Annotated in this window: 21 protein-coding genes and 1 pseudogene; 18 read left to right on the plus strand and 4 right to left on the minus strand. The window is 69.9% G+C overall.

Going from position 1 to position 22,883, the window contains the following annotated elements:
* Positions 1-2 precede the first annotated feature (2 nt).
* The 3 genes and pseudogenes from ACIRFL_RS34575 to ACIRFL_RS34585 form a co-directional block, all read left to right on the plus strand.
* The gene (locus ACIRFL_RS34575) at positions 3-980 is read left to right on the plus strand and encodes an endonuclease/exonuclease/phosphatase family protein (RefSeq protein ID WP_404036628.1); all 978 of its coding nucleotides are present in this window, start codon (positions 3-5) and stop codon (positions 978-980) included.
* 26 nt (positions 981-1,006) lie between these two features.
* Entirely contained in the window at positions 1,007-1,903 is an 897-nt protein-coding gene (locus ACIRFL_RS34580; protein WP_404036631.1) for an endonuclease/exonuclease/phosphatase family protein, read from the plus strand.
* A gap of 33 nt (positions 1,904-1,936) precedes the next feature.
* Positions 1,937-2,326 (plus strand): annotated as a pseudogene (locus ACIRFL_RS34585) (DUF6302 family protein); the annotation flags it as partial.
* A 240-nt stretch (positions 2,327-2,566) separates the two neighbouring features.
* Here the strand turns inward: ACIRFL_RS34585 and ACIRFL_RS34590 are convergent.
* Complete coding sequence (locus ACIRFL_RS34590) at positions 2,567-4,036, minus strand: peptide deformylase (protein WP_404036634.1); 1,470 nt, start codon at positions 4,034-4,036, stop codon at positions 2,567-2,569.
* 262 nt (positions 4,037-4,298) lie between these two features.
* Between ACIRFL_RS34590 and ACIRFL_RS34595 the strand changes: the two genes are divergently transcribed.
* The 7 genes from ACIRFL_RS34595 (at position 4,299) to ACIRFL_RS34625 (ending at position 12,346) form a co-directional block, all read left to right on the plus strand.
* Positions 4,299-5,546 carry a methyltransferase domain-containing protein gene (locus ACIRFL_RS34595; RefSeq protein ID WP_404036637.1) on the plus strand — a complete coding sequence of 416 codons (1,248 nt, stop codon included), beginning with the start codon at positions 4,299-4,301 and terminating at the stop codon, positions 5,544-5,546.
* 117 nt (positions 5,547-5,663) lie between these two features.
* A complete protein-coding gene (locus tag ACIRFL_RS34600) occupies positions 5,664-6,383 on the plus strand; it encodes a uracil-DNA glycosylase family protein (protein WP_404036640.1) in 720 nt (239 codons plus the stop codon).
* An 88-nt stretch (positions 6,384-6,471) separates the two neighbouring features.
* A complete protein-coding gene (locus ACIRFL_RS34605; RefSeq protein ID WP_404036642.1) occupies positions 6,472-7,251 on the plus strand; it encodes a nucleoside 2-deoxyribosyltransferase in 780 nt (259 codons plus the stop codon).
* A gap of 163 nt (positions 7,252-7,414) precedes the next feature.
* Positions 7,415-9,205 (plus strand): AMP-binding protein, encoded by a 1,791-nt coding sequence (locus tag ACIRFL_RS34610; RefSeq protein ID WP_404036645.1) that lies wholly within the window; start codon positions 7,415-7,417, stop codon positions 9,203-9,205.
* On the plus strand, positions 9,202-10,338 hold the full coding sequence (locus tag ACIRFL_RS34615; protein WP_404036648.1) for a beta-ketoacyl synthase N-terminal-like domain-containing protein: 1,137 nt from the start codon (positions 9,202-9,204) through the stop codon (positions 10,336-10,338). Before ACIRFL_RS34610 ends, ACIRFL_RS34615 begins: the two co-directional genes overlap by 4 nt.
* Positions 10,335-11,348: a beta-ketoacyl synthase N-terminal-like domain-containing protein gene (locus ACIRFL_RS34620; RefSeq protein WP_404036651.1), complete on the plus strand. Its 1,014-nt coding sequence runs from the start codon at positions 10,335-10,337 to the stop codon at positions 11,346-11,348. Before ACIRFL_RS34615 ends, ACIRFL_RS34620 begins: the two co-directional genes overlap by 4 nt.
* On the plus strand, positions 11,345-12,346 hold the full coding sequence (locus tag ACIRFL_RS34625) for an alpha/beta fold hydrolase (RefSeq protein WP_404036653.1): 1,002 nt from the start codon (positions 11,345-11,347) through the stop codon (positions 12,344-12,346). Before ACIRFL_RS34620 ends, ACIRFL_RS34625 begins: the two co-directional genes overlap by 4 nt.
* An 80-nt stretch (positions 12,347-12,426) precedes the next feature.
* Here the strand turns inward: ACIRFL_RS34625 and ACIRFL_RS34630 are convergent, their stop codons facing one another.
* Entirely contained in the window at positions 12,427-12,816 is a 390-nt protein-coding gene (locus ACIRFL_RS34630) for a hypothetical protein (RefSeq protein WP_136243065.1), read from the minus strand.
* Between the two features lie 538 nt (positions 12,817-13,354).
* On the opposite strand from ACIRFL_RS34630, the gene ACIRFL_RS34635 reads away from it, so the two are divergent.
* A complete protein-coding gene (locus tag ACIRFL_RS34635; protein WP_404036656.1) occupies positions 13,355-14,455 on the plus strand; it encodes a phosphotransferase enzyme family protein in 1,101 nt (366 codons plus the stop codon).
* A gap of 181 nt (positions 14,456-14,636) precedes the next feature.
* On the opposite strand, the gene ACIRFL_RS34640 is transcribed toward ACIRFL_RS34635, so the two are convergent.
* Both ACIRFL_RS34640 and ACIRFL_RS34645 read right to left on the minus strand, forming a co-directional pair.
* Entirely contained in the window at positions 14,637-15,164 is a 528-nt protein-coding gene (locus tag ACIRFL_RS34640; RefSeq protein WP_404036659.1) for an NUDIX domain-containing protein, read from the minus strand.
* A gap of 236 nt (positions 15,165-15,400) precedes the next feature.
* Positions 15,401-15,961 carry an NUDIX hydrolase gene (locus ACIRFL_RS34645; RefSeq protein WP_404036662.1) on the minus strand — a complete coding sequence of 187 codons (561 nt, stop codon included), beginning with the start codon at positions 15,959-15,961 and terminating at the stop codon, positions 15,401-15,403.
* A 369-nt stretch (positions 15,962-16,330) separates the two neighbouring features.
* On the opposite strand from ACIRFL_RS34645, the gene ACIRFL_RS34650 reads away from it, so the two are divergent.
* The 7 genes from ACIRFL_RS34650 (at position 16,331) to ACIRFL_RS34680 (ending at position 22,882) form a co-directional block, all read left to right on the plus strand.
* Positions 16,331-18,271: an ATP-binding cassette domain-containing protein gene (locus ACIRFL_RS34650; RefSeq protein ID WP_404036665.1), complete on the plus strand. Its 1,941-nt coding sequence runs from the start codon at positions 16,331-16,333 to the stop codon at positions 18,269-18,271.
* 203 nt (positions 18,272-18,474) lie between these two features.
* The gene (locus ACIRFL_RS34655; protein WP_404036668.1) at positions 18,475-19,242 is read left to right on the plus strand and encodes a phosphotransferase; all 768 of its coding nucleotides are present in this window, start codon (positions 18,475-18,477) and stop codon (positions 19,240-19,242) included.
* Entirely contained in the window at positions 19,206-19,355 is a 150-nt protein-coding gene (locus ACIRFL_RS34660) for a hypothetical protein (RefSeq protein WP_404036671.1), read from the plus strand. Before ACIRFL_RS34655 ends, ACIRFL_RS34660 begins: the two co-directional genes overlap by 37 nt.
* Positions 19,352-19,825 (plus strand): NUDIX domain-containing protein, encoded by a 474-nt coding sequence (locus tag ACIRFL_RS34665; protein WP_404036674.1) that lies wholly within the window; start codon positions 19,352-19,354, stop codon positions 19,823-19,825. Before ACIRFL_RS34660 ends, ACIRFL_RS34665 begins: the two co-directional genes overlap by 4 nt.
* Positions 19,822-21,117, plus strand: coding sequence for an MFS transporter (locus tag ACIRFL_RS34670; RefSeq protein ID WP_404036677.1), 1,296 nt, complete (start codon positions 19,822-19,824; stop codon positions 21,115-21,117). The genes ACIRFL_RS34665 and ACIRFL_RS34670 overlap by 4 nt, the downstream gene beginning before the upstream one ends.
* Complete coding sequence (locus tag ACIRFL_RS34675) at positions 21,114-21,692, plus strand: class I SAM-dependent methyltransferase (protein ID WP_404036680.1); 579 nt, start codon at positions 21,114-21,116, stop codon at positions 21,690-21,692. Before ACIRFL_RS34670 ends, ACIRFL_RS34675 begins: the two co-directional genes overlap by 4 nt.
* Positions 21,693-21,724: 32 nt before the next feature.
* The gene (locus ACIRFL_RS34680) at positions 21,725-22,882 is read left to right on the plus strand and encodes a bifunctional class I SAM-dependent methyltransferase/NUDIX hydrolase (RefSeq protein WP_404036683.1); all 1,158 of its coding nucleotides are present in this window, start codon (positions 21,725-21,727) and stop codon (positions 22,880-22,882) included.
* Position 22,883 lies beyond the last annotated feature (1 nt).

The following is a 22,883-nucleotide window of genomic DNA, read 5'->3' on the forward strand; positions in this document are numbered from 1 at the left end:
GAATGGCGATTGCTCAGATGGGACTTGTGGAGAGCCCGGTGCTCGGAGACGGGCACGCCGGGTTCGGCGGGCGGTCCGGGGAAACTCACCAGCGGCAACGCTGGCAGAGCGCCCCGGATCGACCCAACAACGGCCGCGGCCCGAGCGGAGGCGACGACCACCGCGACCTGGCCCGCGACATCCTCGCCGCCATCGAACCGCACATCGTGCTGCGCCAGGAGCTGACCGGCGCGTGGGACCGCGGGAAGGCCGACCTGTACGCCGAGGCCAACCGGCTCGGCGGCCTCACGCCCTTTATGGCCGCGCCGCGCGAGGGGCGCAGCCGCAACCCCGTCGGCGTGATGGTCGATCCCGCCCTGTTCCTCGTCGACGGCGAGTTCGAGCACGACCTCGCGTGGAAGCCGATCTGCAATCCCCGTGTCCGTCTCAAGGGGTGTCCGAAATCACTGGATCTGGCCTCGGCCCACCTGTGCCACTTCGACCCGGACATGCGCGCGACCGAGGCGAGGCGGCTCACCACGCTCGCCGACCACGGCCGTAGCGTCCTGGTGGGGATGGACGCCAACAGCTATCCGCACCAGACGGCGCTGGAGTCCGTGGCGCTCCTGGACTGGGACAAGGTCGAGGACCGCGTCCACTTCCAGCACCGCACCATCGAGCGCGACGGCCGCCGTGTCTCGGACACCCGGCCGGACGAGATCCTCTCCGGCGGCAATCCGGTCTTCACCGATCTCGGTCTGCACGCCGCCACCGCCCTCGGCCAGCCCGGCGCGCTCGCGGCGACGGCGAGCCTGAAGCGCACCGACCAGGGGCCGGCTCAGCGCATCGACCGCATGTACGGCACCCCCGATCTCGCCCTCGCCCTCCTCGCCTTCGACGTCTTGGCGACCGACGAGGTGCGGGAGGTGTCCGACCACGCCCTGCTCGTCGCGCGGTTCGACCTCGACGTCCTCCGCCAGGTCCTCACGCCCGCCCGCTGACACTTCTATCTCTGGGGGAAATCTCCATGCTCATCAACGCGGCGATCTGCAACTTCGAGAACAACGGCGGCGGCGACCGCGCACTGTGGCAGCGGATGCACGACAAGCTGGCGTCGCTCGACCTGCATCTGCTCCTGCGGCAGGAGGTATGGAACGCGCAGGATGACGGCAACGCGCTCGCGGATGCTGCCGAAGCCGTGCTGGGCATGGCCAGCCTGATCGGCCCCGAGTGCTGCACCGCCCTCTACCACGACCCCACCCTCTTCACCCCCGTCGGCGAGTTCCCGAAGACCGGCCCCATGTGGGTGCTCCCGCCGACCGTGCGCAGCCTGCAGCTCACCGGCACGGCCCCCGGCGCGGTCCCTCTGATCGTGGGCTCGTACCACCTCAACTACGGCTCCACCACCACGCGCCTGTCGGAGGCCGAACGGCTGACCCAGTGGAACGACAGGTGGGTCAAGGCCGACGGGCGACGCGTCCACTACCCGGCGCTGCTCGGCGGCGACAACAACAGCTACCCGGTCCCCGGCACCCCGGGGGACCCGGCCCTGCCCGTCCTGGAAGAGATCCCCGACGAGCCCCACCGGGCGCACCGCTCCTACATCGGGCCGGACGGCCTGCGTCGGATGGACGACCGACCGGACGACACCCTGCGCACCGCCGGCCTCCAGGACGTCGCCCGTCACCTCGCCACCACCGCGGGTAACAACGCCGCGGTCGCGCCGACGGTCGACGCCTACGAAACGCACGGACCGGACTCGCGCATCGACAGGATCTACGCCAGCAAGCAGCTCCTGCCCGCCGTGCGCGAGGTCGAGGTCATCAACATGAAGGGCCTGTCCGACCACCACACGGTCGTGGTGCGCCTGGACCGGGACACCCTCACCGACATCCTCAACAACCCGCTCAGCCGGGCGGTGTGACCGGTGGCAACGACAAAGCCGCTCGTGCTCCGCATGCTTCGCTCCCCGCTCGCGTACATCGCAGCCCCGCTCTGCCGTCCGTCGTCCGAGGAGTGCGCCGAGGGCTACGCCTGGTTCCGGGAACGACTCGCCGCCCCGGGGCTCCTTGACCGCGCGGTCAGTGTGAAGGTGGGCGGCGCCATGCTCCTCGCGGTGCCCGCCGGCGGCCGCCGGCGCGGCGGCTACCTGTCGGTGGGCAGCGTGGCCGATGCCGTACGCGTCTGGGCGGCTCTTCGGAGCCAGCCCGGATTCCCGCGCGTCCGGCTCGGCCTGTCGGCCCGACGCGACACCTGCCACACCGTCGACTGGGGTCCCGGGCAGCCCTGGGAGGACGCGGAGCGCGGCAGGTACTTCGGGTATTCGCCGTCCGCCATCGACTCCTTCCTCCGCCGCGGTTGGACGCCTGTCCCGCCGTTGCAGGAGGCGACGACGGTGCTCGCCTCCTCGCGGGGCGAGGAGGCCCTCAAGGAGGCGGAGGGAATGCCGCAGTCCCGCGCGCGGGACCAGGTGGAGCTCCTGATCACCGGTGCCGAACTGGCGCGCCTCCGGGGGGATTCCGCGGAGCAGACCCGTCGCCTGCGTGAGCGGCACGGGCCCATAAAACTCACCGCGCCACGCTGTTGCTCAGCCGTACGTCCAGCGCTGGCCGGTCCCGCGGTACTCCTCTACAGGGATCGGTTGCACACCCGGTCGCATGCGCTCGCGGTACAGCACGCCGCCCAGGTGGTCGACCTCGTGGTGGACGAGCCGGGACAGGCCGTGGGTGAACCGCGACAGGTGGGCGGAGCCGTCGAGGCTGCTGTGAGCGACGACGATGCTCAGCGGGCGAGGCACGAGTCCTCGGACGTCGAAGAAGCTGAGGCAGCCTTCGTACTGCTCGTCCTCGTCCTCGGATGCCTCAGCGACGTGGGCGTTCAGCAGCACGATGGGCTCTGTCCCGGCATCGGGTGGGAAGACAACGGCGGCGGAGCGGTCGATCCCGATTTGGGGGGCGGCGATACCCATGCCCTTGCCGAACGTGTGAAGTTGGCGGACGCGGCCGACTGCGTCCATCAGGGAGGTGATGACCTCCTGGGCCTCTTCAGCCTCATTGGGCAGGTCGAAGGGACGGGCGGCGCGGGTGAGGACGGGGTTGCCGTCCTGGACGATGCCGGCGGTGGCCATGGCCTGGCTCGCGGACAGGGTGCTCACGGGGTTGTTCTCTTTCTCGTCGGCTGCGTTCTTCAGGCGCCATTCGAGGCGGAAGCGGGCGTGCAGGGGCGGGTCGAGGGTGGCCCAGGAGAAGACGCTGTGCTCGCCTCGTTCCGTGCGCTGTGGGGGTGTGCGCAGTGGGGCGAAGTCGGCGCTCATGGAAGTCTCGGTTCCCCAGACGGACGGTTCACTGTCTCGGGGGAAAGCCAGTTCCACAGCCAGACACCGGGTAGGCAGTCGCACCGCGCGCTGGAACCAGGGACCCCATTTCTCGGCGCCGACCGAGTACGAGTAGGAGATCTCGGCTTCCTGGCCGGGGTAGAGAGGGAAGCGGCTCGTTGGGTTCTGGAACTGAAGCCACACCTCCTTGAACGCGTCCCGGTCGTGCTTGACGGTCCAGCCCATCGGCTCATCGGCGCAGTGCGCGGTGAGCTGGAATTCTTCCCAGGTCAGAGGGTTGCGGCGGTAGAGGGCGTTGGACCGTTCCGGTTCGGATGGGTACCGGTCGACGGCGATCCGTACGAGGTAGCGGGTGACGGGCTCGGTGCCGTTGTTGCGCAGGAGCCTGCTCATGCTCAAGTGGAAGCGCCCGTTGTCGTAGCGGAGCGCCGCCTCGTCCTCCAGGACCAGCAGGCCGGTGCCGGACGGCGGGTCGTTGTGCTCGGCCGCCTGCGGGGAGGCGTCGGTGCGCTGCCATGCCCGCCACAGTGCTCCGCCGGCGTCGAGTTCAGTGTCCGCCCGGCGAGCGAGCTGGGAGCTGCCGTGTTCCCGGCCGGCCTCAAGGTGGCTCACGTACGAGGGGTCGATGTTCAGGCGCTGGGCGAGAGCTGCCTTCGACAGTCCCCGCACGCTGCGCCAGTGCGTGAGTTCCGCAGCAAACGTCGCCCGTTCCTCCCTCTCCAAGGCGGCTTTCCTCTCCGGGAGTTGCTGACGATCGTGAGTGAGCGCTCCTCATGGTCGCCTCATCCTGCCCGGTTGAAGCCCAATGGTGCTAGGCAGCGGCCCCAGCGAACCTCCGTGCTCGTCGGCCCCCAACCGTTGCCGCGGCGACCTCATCCGAAGTTCACGATCCGTGTCACCACGAAGGATGCCCCGTGAAGGTGATCACCCGCTTGGTTCTGCAGACCAACCGGAGGCGCAGCACCGCTGAGGGACCGAGGCCCACATGAGTCCGAACGGCACCTACTGGATGAACTACGCCATTAGCGTCGCACAAAGGGCGCCCTACCCAGGTCGGCGAGTCGGCGTTGCGCTCGTCTCCGAACACGGCCGGTTGATCTGCTCCGCCTTCGAGGGCGAAGTGCACGAAGCGTCCTGGTCCCGCCTTCTGCGGCGCAGGGTCCAAGAGATCGGAGTATCCAGCGCGCACAGCGCCTATCTGACGATCAACACCCTGTCGGAGGCCGGATCCTTCGAACTGGCCGAGGTCCTGAACGACGTGCGGATCGACAGGGTGTACATCGGTCTGCCGGACCCCGCGCTGACGAGCTACCTCAGCGGCGATCCCGTCACCGAGCGAGGCCACGTACGGCGCTTCCCTGACGAACTCCAGCGCCAGATCCTGGACCAGAATCGCGCCCTCTACACGGCGAGCGGGCAGAGCATCGAGTGCAACCCCCACTACTCCACCCATCGCATCAGTGAAGCCGTCACCGCCAAGCTGTTGTCCATGGGGTTCGCGCTGACCAAGGACGACGTCAACGCGCACCGGGGAAGGGCGGCGCTTGCCTCTCTCATCTCCCAAAGGTACGGAACGGAGCACAAAGAGGCGGATGGCGCCGTGGGCGATGCACTGGCCGCCGCGTTCGATACGAAGTACGGCACCTACGACTACGCGTTCGACGCCCGCACCGCCAACGCGGGGTGGGCCGACGACTTCATGTCGGTGTACGGGAGGATGTCCACAAGGCCCCTGTCCGCCGTCAACGTCCTCAACGTCGGCGTCGGCGCTGGCCACGAGGCAACGGCCTTGTTCTCTGACTGCCCGCGAATCACCTTCGCCGATATCGCGGAAAGTGGCCTCGCAAACATAAGCGGACGCATTCCCCGTTCGAGAACCGTCGTCTCGAGCGCTGAGGATCTTTCCGCCCTGCCGGACGGCAGTTTCGATCTGTATGTCTCCTTGAGGACATACAACTCGTCATTCTTCGACACGTCCGCAGCGGCCCGAGAAGCGCACAGAGTACTGAAGCCCGGCGCGGTGATTATCGTCTCCGTGGCCAACGGGTTTCTGTATACTCAGCGGGGCTGCGTCGTTCCGGGACTCATCATTCCCGGAACTGAATTCGTCGACCTCTATCGCGGGATGGACACAGCCAATCTGATCGGCGCGGAGCTCGAGTGCGCTGGATTCAAAGATGTTCGAATGCTCCCAACAAGTACCGAGATCTACCTGTCGGCGGTCACCGTCTAACCCTCCACCACCCGGCCGGCCGCGGTCGCCGAGGTCCTGTCGGTTCCGCGGGAAGGACGGCGGACGGCGTGGGCTTCCGGGCGGCCTGGAGGACAGCGTGAAGGAAGGGCTTCTGCAATGAACGGGCGAACGACGGTTGCCGATCGCATCCTGCAGTTCAATGAGGGACTCGCGGGCACGACGCTCGAACTTCCCCCCGGGTTCAGGGTCGTCAACCCTTTCAGCGGCCCGCAGAAGGAGCGCGTCCGCGAGGTGACGACCGCGTTCTACCGCAGGTACTACGCCGACGACAGGCCCCGCCGGCTGGTCCTGGGCAGCTCGCCCGCCCGGCGGGGCACGGCCGTGACCGGGGTCCCGTTCGAAGACGCGAAGGTCCTGGAAAGCGACACGGGAGTCGACATCGCCGACGGCTATGCGGTGAGTCGGCCCTCCGCCGGGTTCCTGCACGACGTCATCGCGCGCTACGGGGGCCGCGAAAAGTTCTACGCCGACTTCGTCATGAGCTTTGTGTGCCCGCTCGGCCTGGTGAGAGCGAACCCCCAGGGAAGGGAGGTCAACTGCAATTACTACGAGAGCAAGAAGCTGATGGAGTTCCTGCGATCCTTCCTCGTGGACGCCCTGGAGCGCCAGTTGGAATTCGGGACCGATACCTCGGTGTGCTACTGCATCGGTAGTGGCGAGAACTTCAAATTCCTCTCGGCGCTAAACGACAGTCAGGGCTACTTCAAGAAGATCGTGCCCTTGGAGCACCCGCGCTTCATCACGCAATACAACAGCGGAAGAAAAGAGGAATTCTTCGAGAAGTACCTCAGTGCTCTGCGCGGAGAAGGCGATTAGCAGCGGCGCCCTCCGCAGCACCTTCCCCGGCCAGCTCCCCTACTGAGGGCTCCCAACGCGACGGATCGAGAAGAAGGAGAACAGCACAGTGGCGTCAGAAGGCAGGATCCTGGTCCACTTCGGCCCGGAACACGTCAGTGTCCACCGCTCCCAGGGCAGCGGACTGCAGCTGCTCACGAGGGAACGGCTTCCGTTCGGAGCCGGCCTCGCCGGCGAGGCGTTAGCGGAGCGCGTCGGCGAGTTCTGCGCCGGGCTCAAGGAGTACGCCGAGGCCGTCGACAACAAGAGCACGCGGGTGCACGCCACCGGGGTCTTCCAGCAGCTCCCGCGGCCGGAAGCGGCCGCGCTGGTCAACAGCGTCTACGTCGACACAGGCCTGTACTTCAACATCGTGGGGCCCGAACTGGAGCGGTTCTATCTGGACACGGGCATGTCCGCCTGCGGTTCGAACGACATGCTGGAAGGCCTGATCCGGCGGGAGTTCCGGACGGCCGTTGTCTGCGGCAGCTTCCAGCAGTGGCTGGAGCCCATCGAGGGCACCATTGCCCGGCTGCGCGAGACCGGCACCGAGGTGCTCAGCCCCCGCAGCACCAGGATCAAGCCGGAGACCGAGGGCACCGACTTCATCCTCTTCGACTACCAGGACCTGCTGAAGAACGAGCGCGACACGTGGCGGCACAAGTACGGGCACATGGACGCGTTTCGGCAGGCCGACGCTGTCGTCGTGTGCAACCCGGGCGGTCGCGTCGGAAGCGGCACCGTCTTCGAGCTCGGCTTCATGTCCGCGCTCGGCAAGAGGGTCATCTTCACCGAGGAGCCCCAGGGCGTGTCCGTCTCCTTCCCCTGCGAGGTGGGCCTGGGCGCCTGAGCCCAACCCGCTGAGGACTGCCGCACCCCACCCCGTTCCCGCGTCTTCGCCCGGATCAGGTCTCGGTGAACGGTGCAGTTCCCGGAACAGGTCGCCTGCTCGTCCTCTTTGTCCAACCCGACCCCGCTTTTCGGCTACGAAGATACGGAAAGGACTCCCGCCGGTGGAACACATCGACATAGCGCGCGACAGGCTGCGAGAGATCGTGGCGTCTGTCCTTGAGGTGGACAAGGAAGCCATCGAGCCTGGTGCCCAGTTCTACGAGGAACTCGGCATGAGCTCCTTGGAGAAGACCGAGGTCGTGGTCGCGGTCGAGCGCGAGTTCGGGGCCCTGTCCGCGCAGGAAGCGGCAGCCTTCACCAGCCTCGACGCCGCGGTGGCCGTGCTCGGCGAGCGGGCGAGGAGCCGCCAGGGTGTCGACGTCGACTTGGTCGACCGCCTGGTGGCGCGCCATGTCGACGCCGGCCGGGGTGACCGGGCCAGCTACCTCGACCCCCAGGCCGGGGCGATCACCTACACGGGCCTCCTGGAGGCAGCCCGTGGGTACGCGGGCGCCCTGCGAGCCGCAGGAGTACCCAAAGGCGCCCGCGGCCTCCTGGTCGCCGACGACTCCGTGGCGACCGTGGCCGCCGTCCTCGGCCTGTGGTGGCACGGCTGCATCCCTGTGGTGATCAGCCCGGTGCTCACGGACGACGAAGTCCGCTACATCGCCGCCGACTGCGCCGCCGCGATGGTGCACCTGGACGCAGCTCCCGCGCGCCAGCGCGCCCTGGAGGAGCTGTTCACTGCGACCACCCGCTTCGCCGGCGCTGACGTCCGCGCTGCTCTGGCGACGGCCTCGGCCGGCCCCGCGCACCGCCCGCAGGAGGCCGGGCTCCCCGCCGCGTGGAGTGCGAGGAGCGAGGCGCTCGTGCAGTACACCTCCGGCAGCACTGGCATGCCCAAAGGGGTGCGGCACTCGGCGGGCGCGATCGCGGCCATGGCCGACGGCGTCGGCACGGTCCTGGCGCTGACGCCCGATGACACCGTGCTGTCCAGCGCCCGCATGTCCTTCGGCTACGGCTTCGGCAGCTCCGTGCTGTGCCCCCTGGCGGCCGGCGCCCGCGTCGCGCTCCTCTGCGGCACCGTCGACGTCCACTCCCTCGCCGCCGCGCTGCAGCACCACCGGCCCACCGTGCTGTTCTCCGTTCCACGGCTGTACGCGGCGCTGCTGAACGCCTCCGGGACGGAGCTCGCCCCCGGCAGCGTCGACTCCGTGCGGCTGTGCGTGGCGGCGGGCGAGAACCTGCCCGGTCCGCTCAGCGAGCGGATCCGCGCCGCATTCCAGGCCGAGCTGCTCAACGGCCTCGGCGCGACCGAGGTCCTCCACATCGTCGTCGGCACCCCTCAGGGGGAAGAACGTCCGGGGACCTTCGGGGTCCCGGTGCCCGGGATCACCGCGACCGTGCGCGCGGCGGACGGCACTCCCGTCGCCGACGGAGAGCAGGGCCGGCTGCACATCGCCGGCCCGACCGTCGCCCTGGGCTACATCGGCCGGCCGGAGGCCGCGGCGGTCACCTTCGCCGACGGCGGCGCCTACACCGGCGACGTGGTGCGCCGTGCGCCGGACGGCACGTTCACCCATCTGTGCCGCGCCGATGACGTGCTCAACCTGGGCGGCTACAAGGTCGTGCCGAGTGAGATCGAGAGCGTCGTCCGCAGTGTCGACGGGGTCCAGGACTGCGTGGTGGTCGGTGGCCGCGACGCCGACGACCTGGAGCAGGCCGTGGCGTACCTGGTGGCCCGGCCGGGAACCGACGAGGCCGTGGTGCGGCGCGCGGTAACCGCCGCGATCCGTGGCGGGCTCGCCGCCTTCAAGCGCCCCGCCCGTCTGGAATTCCTCGACGAGCTCCCGACCACGTCGACCGGCAAGGTGGCCGCCTTCGAGCTGAGGAAGGCGGCAGCCCGATCGTGACCTGGGACATCACGGGCATGGCGGCCGTCGCCAACGTCGGCGCCACCCCCAGCAAGATCTTCGCCGCGCTGTGCACGGGTCAAGAGAGCCGCAGACCCCTGATGGCGTTCGACCCGGACAAGTACCGGGCGGCGTACGCCTACGAGATCGACGACCGGCCCGAGGGCGGCGGCGACCTGCCGCGGCGTGCCACCCACTGGCTGACCACCGTCGTGCGCCAAGCGGCCGCCGACGCGGGCCTGGGCGAGGACCTGGCCCAAGTGCCCGTGCTGGTCGGCACGACCATGCGCGAGCAGCGCAGCCTCGAACTGTGGTGGCGCGACGGCGCGGACGTCGCTCTTGAGGAGCTGCACTTCGGCACCGCGCTGAAGGCGGCCTTCGGGGCGTCCACCACGTACACCTTCGCCAACGCCTGCTCCGCGTCGCTGTACGCGCTCGGCATGGCCACCGACATGATCGAGGGCGGCCTGGCCGACACGGTCGTCGTCGCGGGCACCGACGCCGCTACCGAGGGCGGCTTCGGCACGCTCGACCGGGTGCAGAACGACCTCCCCGACGCGCTGCGCCCCTTCGACGTCACGCACAAGGGCATGCTGATGGGGGAGGGCGCGGCGGCCGTCGTCGTCCAGCGCGCCGGTACCGGGAGCGGGCCCGTGCACGCCCGGGTGCGCGGTGTGTCCATGGGCTGCGACGCCCACCATGCCACCGCGCCCGACCCCGACGGCATCACCCGCGCGGTGCTGGACGCCTACCGCAGAGCAGGGGTGCGGGCGAGCGACATCGACCTGGTGATGCTGCACGGCAGCGGCACCCCCCGCAACGACACGACGGAGGCGAGCGTCCTTCGCCAGATATTCCAGGGCGCGGGTGCGGGTCCGCGGATGACCGCCATCAAGGCGATGACCGGACACACCCTGGGCGGCTCGGGACTGCTCAGCCTCGTGATGGCGGTGCTCGCCATGAAGAACGGGGCGGTCCCCCCGATCCTGGGCCTGGCCGATCCGATCCCCGAGGCCGCGGGGCTGGGCCTGGTGCAGGGTTCCCCCGCCGCCGGTGACCTGGCCATCGCTCAGATCGACGCGTTCGGCTTCGGCGGGATCAACGCCGTCGCGATCGTGGAGGCAGCCAGATGAACGCGACGAGCACCACGCACACGAGGAACCCGAACGCCCGGGAGGTCGTCGTCACGGGCATCGGCCTGGCGCTGCCCGGTGTCGCGAGGTACGGCGACCTCCTGGGACCGCTGCCGGGTGAGGGCGGCTTCGACCCGGCCACCGGACTGATCGGACGCGAGCTGCGCCACAAGGACCGCGCGTCCCGGCTCGCCCTGCGCGCGGCCGAGTTCGCCCTCCACGACGCCGGTCTGACCGACGCCGACGACACGTTCACCGGCTCGACCGCCGTCGTGGTCAGCACCAACCTTGGCAACGCGGACAGCGTCTGCGAAGCCACCGACACCATCGCCACGGCAGGCGTCATGGGTCTCAGCCCTTTGGCCCTGCCCCAGACCTCAAGCAACGTCATCGCCGGCTGGGTGGCCATCCGCTACCGGCTGCGCGGCCCCAACCTCACCGTCTGCAACGGCGCAACGAGCGGGTTGGACGCCGTGGCCTGGGCCCGGAACCTCATCATCGCCGGGCGCGCCGAAGCAGCCGTCGTCGTCGGCGTCGAACCCGCAGGCGACGTGGTGACGAAGGTCCTCGGCCAGCAGTCCACCGACGCGGCGGTCGCGGTCGTACTGGAACCCGCGGACGCGGCCACTTCCCGCGGCGCACGGCCCCGCGCCACGATCACCGGCTACGCACGGGCCCGGAACCTTGCCGCGGCGCTGGACGGCGCCGGGGCAACCGAGGAGGGGCCCGTCGGACTGTGGCTCGCGGACGAGGCGGAAGCCGCCGGAGCCGGGGCGAGCCATCTGCTCGCAGCCCGGCGCCGAATCGACCTGCAATCCCAGCTGGGCCCGCTGTCCGGGGCGCTCGGCGTCCTGCAGTGCGCTGCCGCGGCCGCCTACCTGGAGGGCGGCGCCACCGGCAACGTTCTGGCCACGGCCGGAGGCCCCCGCCACGACGCGACGGCCGCCCTGCTGCTGACCCCGCCGCCGGCCCTTCGCCCATCCACGCAGGAACGAGGACAACACCCATGACCACGACGAGCGTGACCATCGAGGAGCTCCGCACCCTGATAGCCGACGTACTGGAGACCGAGCCCATGGAGGTCACCGACGACGCGCACTTCGCCCACGAGCTCGACATCGACTCGCTGCTGATGCTGGAGATCTCCACCCGAGTGGAGGGCGCGTTCGGTGTCCCGGAGAACGCCGTGGCCGCCAGTGGCGCCACCACCCTCGCCGAACTTCACGCCTTCCTCACCTCGCAGCTAACCCACGAGCCGCCGACTTCCCCGCTCATCTGCCCCAGGCCGGTGAGCGACCCAGCGGTGCGCCTATTCCTGCTCCACCACGCCGGCGGCTCACACCTGCTCTACCGGGGCTGGGCGGAGCACTTCCCCGAGGACTGGGAACTGTGCCTCCTGGAGGCCCCCGGCCGAGGCACCCTGCAGGCCCTGCCGCTGATCGACGACTGCGACCGGCTGGTCGACTACTTCCACGCCGCCATCGCACCGTTGCTCGACCGGCCCTTCGGGTTCTTCGGCCACAGCATGGGCGCACTGATCGCCTACCAGCTCACCCGCCGACTCCTGCGCCAGGGGGAACCGCTCCCCACCTGGCTGGGGGTGTCTGCCTACGGCGCCCCGCGAGGCGACGCCGACGCCGACAGCAGCCCTCACCTGATGGCCGACGACGAACTGCGCGCCTGGCTGCGGAGCGGCGGCGGCAGCCCACCGCAGCTCCTCGACAACGACGACGTCTGGCGCAAGTTCGCCCCGGTGTTCCGCAGCGACTTCAAACTCGTGGACACCTGGACTCCGCCCCGCAGCCCCGAGCCGCTGCCCGTACCGCTCACGGCATTCACGGGCCTGCACGACAATATGATCGGTGAGAAACGACTCGTCGCCTGGCGGAGGCTCACGACGGACTTCCGCGGACTCGAGAGTTACGACGGCGGCCACTTCTACCTGATGGACCACCAGCAGCGCATCGCCGCAGCCATCATGGCCGCGATGCGTTCCGCAGCTCCTTGAGCCCGCTCGCATCGCCACGCCACCCGCCAGACGATCAACTCCAGCGGGATGCCGGCGGAGGTGCGGGGCGAGCCCTCGGGTCACGCGTCGGGGTCGACCTCGGGGTGGGTGAACCGCACGGGCCGGCCCAACGACCGGGCGTAGGCAATTTCGGCTCGAGTGCTGTCTCCGATGTAGTCGCCGACAACGAGCACCTCATCAGCAAGCAAGATCTTCGACCGGTGCAACGCGTCGAGTCGAACCTTCAGCGCCTCGGCCTCGACAGGATCGGACCAGAGCTCGTGCGATGACTTCAGGTCGCAACCCGGCTTGACGACAATCCGTCCGGCTTCGGTCTCCCGCACATCGGCCTCAGCCATTTCGGCCATGAAACGAGTGGAGCCGCAAATCGCAACAATTCGTGGAAAGCTCAGCTGCTTCTTCGCCTCGGCCAGCTTTTCCTCGGGGGTGATCACTTGCGGGGATGACACTGATTCCTCCTGGTGGTGCGGCCCGAGGGATGCCTGCGGAGACGAGAACGAAGGCGTCCAAGATCATCTTTTGGTGAACGACGTGGACACCCGTGCGCTCGCACCTTATGCGACGGGCATCCCTACCCGGCGCGGCGCCCGCCGGTCGGCCCTGCGCCCCGCCTGTGCGATGCCGAACTGGTCGCCCTCGCCCCGAAGAGCCGGTGTCGGTTACTGCGTTCATCGCCCCTATCAGCCGATTCATGTGGCAAGGGGCCGCGGTGTCGGTTTGGTCGGCCGGTCCCCTGCCGGCGGCTGGTGGCGATGCCGGGGCGGGGCACGGGCACTGCGACAACCCGAACGAGGGAGGTGCAATCAGATGACCGCGTTGACGAAGCGTTGTCCGTCGGCGACCTTGCGGCCCAGGCGCGCCCCGCCGCGGCCCGCTGATCCCCTGGCGGCCACGGTCCGTGCCCGCCACCGGATCGCCCCGACCGCCTGGCGCCTGGCGCCTGCCCATCATCTGACCGCTATTGCTGTGCGCTTCGACGAGGAGACCATGTCCACCGCATCTCAGCAGCCCGCCTCCAAGCCTCTCGCCGCGCCTTCCCCACCCGGCCGCACCGCGGAGGAGGAGCAGATCATGGCGGTCGCCGCCACGCTGGTGCTCGCGTACGGGCTGCACCCGGCAGACATCACGCGTATTCCGGAAGGCACCGCGACGGACAACTACGCCGTCGTGGACCAGGCGGGTCGGCGGCACTTCGCCAAGGTCTACCGCACTCGGGAACACCTGGATCTGGAGCGGACGTCGGTCGAACTGTCCGAGTATTGCGCCGACGGAGGTGTCGCGACCGCGCGGGCAACCCGCACGCGCGAGCACGAACTCATCGAAACCCAGGGCCGCCTGCCGATGTCCCTGTGGTCGTACGTGCCGCACACCGAGACCGCCGAAGGCGGCCTGAGGGGTGCCCGGTGGGCAGCCGTCGGCACAGCGATGGGCCGCCTCCACATCCGGCTCGCAGCTCACCCCGCCGCCGCCCCCACCCTGGAACCCGGTGCCGCGGTGTGCGACGTGGCCGCCTCACGTGACCGCTTCGAGCATCTGATCCATGCGTACCAGCACATGCCCAGGCTCGGGGAGTTCGAGACGTGGGCGCTGCAGGCGGCCCGTGAGCGACAAGCCATCTTGGGGGACGTCGAGCGCGCCCTCGCTTCGCTTCCACAGCTGACCGTCCAGGTCCTGCAGGGCGACATGGCCGGCCCCAACGTTCTGTTCAAGAACGACGAGGTGGCCGCGATCGTGGACTTCCGACCGCCCGCACCTGGGTACCTCGCCTGGGAGATCGCGCGTCTTGGCTGTGACCCCAAGAGCGTGCTGGACAACAGTGCGGAGAGCTGGCTCACCGGATACACCGATCTCACCCTGGCCTACCGGGACGCCAACCCGAGGGCGTCCGTGGACGACCTCGTGTCCTCGCTTCGTGTCGGCTGTGCAGCCATGCTCTGCTCGGCCTTTCCTCTGTCGGTACCAGTGGAACGACCGCACATCCTCGACGCTGCTACGGAGGCCTATGGGCGGGTGCGGCACGAGGCAGCTCTGATGCTGCTGGACCGGCTACCTGTCATGGAGGAGGCCCTGCGTGACGCTCTTCGCTGAGTTGATGACCCCCATGGCCGGCGTACCTCACGCAAGCCGCAACCCCGGGCAGCGAACTCGCTTGTCCGGGCCCGCGGTAGCAGCAGGGCGCTTAAGGGCCGGCCGAGGGCGCAGAGTCGGCGCGTCGAGCTCGGCATGGAGCCGGGCGGCGGCCGCGGTAGGTGAGGAGGGCGGGCTGCGATCATCTGGTGAGCTGGTCCACCCGGAGCAGGTCGTCGGGGCTGATCTGGATCGCGGCGATGTTGGCGAGCCGCTGCATCCACACCGGCTCGATGCCGGGGGCGGCCTCGAACTCGGCGTCTGTGATGCACCCCTGGGCGTAGGCGACCGTCCGGTCTGCCAGCTCCTGCAGAGCATCGGGAGCGATCCAGCGGACGTTCTTCGTCTCGTGGGCGCTCGGGGTGAGGTCGCCGGCGACGGTGGCCCGGTAGACGGTCCATTCGTGGCGGTGACCGGTGCTGCGCGCGCCGGGAAGGCGGCGGCATGGGTTGTCCCGCCAGCCGCCGGTGACGTGGGTGAGGCCGGTGACGGTGAGGCCGAGCTCTTCCTCGACCTCGGCGCGGGCAGCGTCCTCGGCGGTCCCGTGGTCGTCGATATGGCCGGCGGCAGGTGCCGTGCCGGGTGGGAAGGTGGCACGGTCGAACATCAGGCAGCGGCCTTGGTGATCGGTGATGACGATGCCGACCGAGGTGTTGTCGCAGGTCTTCATGGTCTCGTTCCCGGTGAGTGCTGGAGGTCAGGCGGCTACGAGCAGAAGATGGCGAACCTCGCCGAGGCCACCGCCGGGAACAAGCCAGACGACGTCACGGTGACGAGTTGGCTCGTGATCGTCGCCGAGCTCCCGGAGGGGGCGTGACGCCGATCGCGCCCGCCCCAGTGCCTTCTACGACGGGATGCTCCCTGCCCGTTAGCTGGCCGCCGCGAGAACTTCCGGTGGTGCAGGGGTTACCTGATTCCGGTCGATGTGGTGGCCGCCCGCGCGATCCGGGATCCGACGAGGCGCTCCGCCACATCGAGTGGGTACCAGGCGGCGCCGGTCACCTCGGACTCCTGGATACGTCCGACCTCGGCGTCGCCCGTCGCGAAGGCGTAACCGATGTCCAGGTGGTAATGGTCCGGCTCGTCCTTCGCGGGCCTGGCCGGCACCTGGCCGAACTCGATATAGGCGGGGTGCGCCGAGACGGGGACAACCTGTTCGGGGTCAATGCCGGTCTCCTCGGACAGCTCCCGCATGGCTGCGCCGATCAGCGTCGTATCGGTCGGTTCAAGATGACCGCCTGGCTGCAAAGTGATCCCGTACGCGAGGTGTTCGATCAAGAGGACCTCGGCGTGGTCCCGAACCAGCAGCGCGCCGGCGGTGACGTGCATCGGGAAGGTACGCCGCGAAGCGAACCCTCGGCCTTCGGCCAAGAGCCGCAGCGGCTCGCCCAGTTGTCCGGCCTCTTGCGGGTAGCACTCCAGATAGGCGGTGAGCACTCCCGCGATGTCGGAATCAGTGATCGCCACAGGTCATCGCCCTCCGCTCAGCCCGAAGAGGGGTTCCGCCGGAATGTGCCGCTCGAGAGCGGCCATCAAGCACGTGCACAGTCAGCTCCACGAGGGTCGTGCCGTTCCGGAAGCCCCGCACTCTACAAGCCCGACGGGCCCCATACGCTCCAACGCGCCCGTTGGTGTGCGGCGCTTGCGAACCTCGGCGATTCGGCCAACCGCCCTTGGTGTCAGTGCCGTTGCGCGAGCTGGGTCGGTGCAGCTTCCACGGTTCCTCGAACGCTCTATCCCGGGACTTCAGGACCGACCGAAAAACGTGTGTTCGATATCAGGGCTGTGTCGTTGAGCCTCGCGAACCAGCCGTGACCGACCGACAGGGGGATCGACTTGACCTCGGGCAGCACAGCCGCACAGCCGAGCACGGACGAAGCAGAAGGGACTCCACCGGACAGCGAGGGCACGGCGCAGGAGGAGGAGTTCCAGTACCGGGACGAATCCCGGCTCCAAGCCGGCGCGCAGATGACGACGACCACGATGGCGCGGCGCCTGCCCGTGCTGGTGCGCCGGTCGTTGCGGATGGCGTGGCAGGTGGACCGGGGCGCGACGGCCGGACTCCTCGCGTGCCAGATCGGCACCGGCGTGCTGGCCGCACTGGGCCTGTTCGCCGTCACCGGCACCCTCACCGCGCTGATCTCCTCCGGCGACATCACCGAGCGGCTGCGGGAGGCGGCCCCGCAGCTGGCCGTCATCGCCGTGGCCGCCGGGCTGCGCGCCCTGCTGGGAGTCACGGTGACCTGGCTGACCGGGCGGCTGCGGCCAGTGCTCGCCCGCGCCGCAGAAGTCAGCATGGTCGAGGCGGCTCTCGGCGCCGAAGCCGCGGCGAACAACAAGCCCGGATACAACGACCAGTACGACATCGCCGACCGCGGCGCCCAGGTCACCCCCGACCTCGTGGAGGAAGCCCAGGACGTGCTGGCCGCCACGGCGACCCTCGCCGCCGGTGCCACGGTCCTTACCGTGATCCATCCGGTTCTCTTGCCTCTGCTTCTCCTGGCATGCCTGCCGCAGGCCGCCGCGTACGTGCGCGCGGCCCGCGTGGTGTACCTCGCGAGCCTGGAGACATCGGGGCGCCGGCGGATGCTGCACAAACTGCGCTGGCACATGTCCTACATGGAGTCCAGCGAGGAGATGCGGGCCTGCCTCGCCGGTCCTTTCCTCCTGGGCCGCTACCGGCGCCTGGCCGCCTCCGTCAACGTCTCCGAGCGCGAAGCCGCGAACACCGGGGCCTGGATGGGCCTGGCCGGCGCGGCGGCTGGCGGAGTCGCCTCGGCGGCGGTCTGGGCGACCCTGCTGTGGCTCCTGGTCTCCGGCCGGATGGACTTGGCGGCCGGCGGCGGCGCGGTCTTCGCCCTGCAGACGGCGACCGGCTCCGTACGCGGCATCATCAACGGCGGGGCCCGGCTGGTGCGCACCGGTTGGTACGTGCAGGACTGGCAAAACTTCATCGACAACGCGCACGGGCAGGCGATGGTGGCCTCGCGCGGCTCGGAGGTGCTGCCGGCACCGCCGGAGCGGTTCGAGGTCCGCGACGTCACCTACCGGTACGACGGCGCGGACAAGGACAGCCTGGCCGGGGTGTCGCTGAAGGTACGGCGCGGGGAGATCGTGGCGCTGGTCGGGGAGAACGGGTCGGGGAAGACGACGCTGTCCCGGCTGATCTGCGGGCTGCTGCTGCCGACCTCCGGGGAAGTGGCCTGGGACCACACGACCACAGCGCGGCTGGAACCGTGGGAGGCGTGGAAGCACGTAGCGGTAGCACCGCAGCGGTTCACCTACCTGCCGCTGACGCTGCGCGACAACGTCACCCTAGGGCAGGGCGACACCAGTGACGCCGCGCTCATGGCGGCCTGCGAGGCGTCCGGAGCCGCGGACATGCTGCCCGCCCTCCGCTCCGGTCTCGACACCCTCCTGACCAGCGAATGGTTCGGCGGCCACCAGCTGTCCGGCGGGCAGTGGCAACGCGTCATCCTGACCAGGGCATTTCACCGGAAGGCCGAGCTCCTGGTGATGGATGAGCCCACGGCCGCCCTCGACGCCCGAGCTGAGCACCATGTGTTCACCGGCCTGCGGGACCTGGCCAAGGACCGGGCCATCCTTCTGATCACGCACCGGCTCGCCAACGTTGCCGTAGCCGACCGGATCGTCGTCCTCGATCAGGGCCGCCTGGTCCAGGAGGGAACGTACGCGCAGCTCACCCGCGAACCCGGGCTCTTTCGGACCCTGTGGGAACTGGAGCAGCGCACCGGCGGTGCGCCCGATCCCACCTGAGCCTCGCAGCAGTCCTGAACCGACTCCAACCGTCCGCAACGGCCCGAGTCGGCTGACCCGCCGACCTGGTCGGCCGATCCGGCACCCCGACGACCAACTCGACCGACGCCCCTGGGAGGAACCGTGTTCCCCGATCTCACCGAACCTGATGGCGGTGAGCCCTGGCGCTCCGACATCCAGCACCCGGGCGCGAGGTCTGCCGGATGAGCCGGACGAAGCCGCTGCCCGCGGCACTGCAGCGCTGGGCAGAGCAACGGATCGGACCCGTCGTGTCCGTCCGCGACGCCTCGCACGGCTGGGACCGCTCCCGGGTGTGGGACCTGGAGGGCGGACGCGGGGTGCACCACTACCTGAAGGTCTCGCCCTCGGAGAAGTTCTTCACCCGGGAAGGCCGGGCCTACCGTCACATCGTGCCCGTGCTCGGACACACCCGGGCGCCCCACCTCATCGACAGCCGCGCCCAGGACCTGGCCCTGCTGCTCACCGCGGTCCCCGGCGCCCCGGCGAAGAAACTCGGCTTGGACGCCGCCCAGTGGCGGACCGTGCACCAGCAGGCCGGAGCGCTCTGCGCCCGGCTCCACGAGGCCGGGCCACTCGACCACGGCGACCGGGTGGAAGCCGAGGCCTCCTTGCCCGCCGCCGCTGACGGAGCAGAAAAGTACCTGGCTCGCGCCGGGGACCGGCTCAACCAGGACGAGCAGCAGCTGATCCGGGACCACGTCGCACGCCTTCGCCGCGTCGGCCCGGTGCCCATCGGTTATATCCATGGCGACAACCAGCCGAGGAACTGGCTGTGGTCCACGGGCGGCCTCGCCCTCATCGACTTCGAGCGGTCCCGGCCGGCCGCCCGCGTCCAGGACCTCGTCATCCTCGCCACCACCCAGTGGGCCGACCATCCGGACCGCGAGAAGGCGTTTCTCCACTCCTACGGGCGGTGTCCGACGCTGAGCGACACGCGCTGCGCTGCCTGAGCGCGCTGGACGCGGTCAACTGCCTGGCCTGGGGCCCGGACAACGGTGACGCCGAGGTCACCGCCCGCGGTCGGCGGACCCTGGACCGGCTCATGAAGGAGGACCGGCCGTGAGCGCCGTACACCGGAGTATCGGGAACGTCATGGTCCTGCTCCAGCGTCCCGCCGACGGCCGGATCCTGACCGTCCGGCACCAGGCAACATCGTGGCACTCCCCCGGGATGCTCACGGTCGTCGGAGGACGCCTCGAGGATGGCGAGTTCCTCGACGAGGGCGCGGCGCGCGAGCTCGCCGAGGAAGTCGGCATCCACATCAGCCCGGACCGCCTGCGGTTCTGCCAGCTGCTCCACTTTCACGCGGCGGACGGTGAGCGGGTGATCGGCGCCGCCTTCACGGTGCGGGAGTGGGAGGGCACCCCGTACAACCGCGAGCCGGGCACGCACACCGAACTGGTGTGGGTCGACCCGGCCGCTCCGCCGCCCGACTGCCACCCCTTCACCCACGCTGTCCTCACCAACTTTGCCACCGGCCAGTTCTACGCCAACGTGATCGCCCCGGAACTGCTGGGCGGTGAGGCCGGGTGACGACCTCCTCCCAGACGGCCAAGGCCGCGCAGGTCACCTCCCCGGATCTGCGCCGTTTGGTCGCCAGCGAGTGCGCGAGCCTGTCCGGATCCGCGGTCAGTACCGTCGCGCTCCCCACTCTGGCCGTACTGGAGCTCCACGCCTCCACCACCCAGATCGCTGCGCTCGCCTTCCTCGGCCAACTGCCGAACGCCGTCGTGGCGCTCCCGGCCGGCGCGTTCTCGGACCGGTACGCCAAGCGCCCCCAGATGATCGCCGCGGACCTCACCGCCGCCGCGGGCCTCTCGACCATCCCGGCCGCCGCCTTCGCCGGGGTGCTCGGCATCGGCCAGCTGTACGCGGTCGCCGTCGTGTTGGGCATCACCAAGATCGTGCACGACGCTGCCGCCATCAGCTACCTGCCCGTCCTCGTCGAACCTCACCTGCTGCAGCGCGCGAACTCGAGGCTCGGCGCGGCCTCGTCGGTGGCTGACAGCGCGGGCAGCAACGCGGGCGCCGCGCTGGTCGGCGCCGTCGGCGCGGCCCGCTCCGTCCTCGTCGACGTCCTGTCCTACCTCGTCTCCGCTCTTCTCGTGTGGCGCATCGGCACCCCCGAGCCGGTCGCCGCTCCATCCGAAGGCCGCCGCAGCCTTGCGCGGGACATCGGTGAGGGCCTGCGCTACGTGGTCGGGCAGCCCCCGATCCGCACGGTGATCGCGGCCCTGTCCACGCTCAGCTTCGGCCTGGCGGTCATGAACACGTACTGGGCGTACTACCTGCTCGCCGACCTGCACGTATCCCCGACGGCGTTCGGCGTGATCATGGGGGTCGGCGGCGCGGGCAGCCTGGCCGGGGCGCTCCTCGCGCCGCGCATCGCGTCCCGATTCGGCATCGGACCGACGATCATCATCGGGTTCGCGGTGAGCCCGCTGGCCCAGATCCCCCTTCTGCTCGCCGGACCCGGACTGCGCTGGCAGATCGCGCTCGCCGGGACGCTGGCCGTTCAGCTGTTCTGGGCCACCGCCTCCGGGACGAGCCAGAGGTCCCTCAGGCAGATCCTGTGCGAGCCCCGCTTCCAGGGCCGCATGCAGGCCGCGAGCACCACGGTGACCGCCGGAGCCCGGCCCCTCGCCGCCGCGGCCGCCGGCGCCCTGGTCCTCGTCCTCGGCGTACGCGGCACCCTCACCATCGGGGCGGTCCTCCAGATCGTCCCCGTGATCCTTCTGCTCGCCTCCCCTGTCCGCGCCCTGCGGGACATGCCCGTCCCGCCCGCGCGCACCGCCGTGGCGCCCGCCCGTGAAGGAGCCTTATGACGACGACCGCGACCGCCGCGTACTGGGAGCCGCTCTGGGCAGGAGGTCGTAGGTATCGGCAGCTCGACGGCCCCGAGAACCGGCTGATGGACCAATACCTCGGCCCCGGCCGCGGACGCCCGGCGCTCGACATCGGCTGCGGCGACGGCACCCTGGCCCGCCACCTTCACCACGGGCTCGGATACCGCACCACGGGTATCGACATCTCCCCCAGCGCCGTCGCACTCGCCGCCGCCCACGACGAAGACCCCGCCCCCGGTCCGGCGTGGCGGTGCGCCGACATCACCACCAGCGACCTCACGAGCCTGCCGGAGCCCGCGTACGCGGTCATCACCTGCCGCCTGGTGTACCGGTGGATGGACGACAAGGCGGCCTTCCTCCACCGCGTCCGCCATCTCCTTGTCCCCGGCGGGACGTTCTGGGTGGTCACCGAGATCGCCGGACGCCGCGAGGACACCGACCCCCTCCACAGCCTCGGGATCAGCCCCGCCGAGACCGAAACCCTCACCTCCGGCTGGTCCACCGTCCAGACCGCCGACCTCGATGTGCTCCGCTGCTACGCCCTCCACCCCTGACCCCCACTCACCCCTTGCCGATGGAGGACTCGGTGACCACCGAGAAGGAAACCGTCGAAACCTGGAACACCTACGGCACCCACCAGATCACCAGAGGACTTCAGCTGCCCGAGCTGGAGAGGTGGGACTGGGGAATCCCGGATACCGGCCCCGGCATCAACGCCCTCGGAGAGGTGGCGGGGCTCCGCGTCCTCGACCTCGGCAGCGGCCTCGGCCGGCACGCCGCGAACCTGGCCGACCTGGGCGCCAAGGTCACCGCCGTCGACGCCTCCCCCGCCCAGCACCAGCGCGCCCTCACCCGCTACCCGGACCACCCCCGCCTGCACCTGGTGTGCGCCGACGCGGTGGACCACCTGCACGCTGCCGACCCGTACGACCTCATCTACTCCGTCTGCTCTGTGCCGTACCTGGACCCCAACCGGCTGATGCCGGCCCTGGCCAACGGGCTCAAACCCGGCGGACGTCTCGTCTTCTCTGCGCTGCACACCAACTCGGACGGCGCTGGCCCCTCGAACGAGGTGACCCCGCGCCCCGAGATCCTGCGACTGCCCGGCACAACCCAGGACCACCCCGTGAACATGTGGGTCCTCAGCGTGCAGCTGTGGGAAGACCTCTTGGTCCAGCACGGCCTCACCCTGGAATCGGTCACAGCGATCGACTCCCCGACGACGGACAACGCGGTCTCCTACCGGCTGTACACGGCCCGCCGTCCGCAACGCGTGCCGAGCCGTCCCCGCACCAGCGCGCCTCCGCCGCCGAACACCGCCCTCGGGGTCGGTGTGATCGTGCACGGCCCGGACGGCATCTTGCTCGGTCAACACCGGCGCCGCACTTGGGAGCTCGCCGGCGGGACCGTCGAACCGGGCGAGACCTTCGCCGAGGCCGCCGTCCGTGAGCTCCGCGAGGAAGCCGGCCTCGTGGCCGAGCCCGACGACGTTCAGGTGCTGGGCACGCTCCTGGACCGGGTGGGCGACGTCGTACGGCTGACGGTGCCCGTCCTGATCACCCGCTGGTCCGGCACCCCCCATCAACGCGAAGAGGCCATCGGATCCTGGCGGTTCTGGCCTCTTGCCGCGCTGCCCCAGCCGCTGTTCGTGCCCAGCGCCCAGTGCCTGACCGCCTGGGACCCCGCCCTCCCGCTCGATCACCCCCGCGCCCACTTCCAGCCGTACGCCTCCCCTGGCCGGTAGC

It is taken from the genome of Streptomyces sp. NPDC102462, from assembly GCF_044765425.1.
GTDB lineage: Bacteria > Actinomycetota > Actinomycetes > Streptomycetales > Streptomycetaceae > Streptomyces.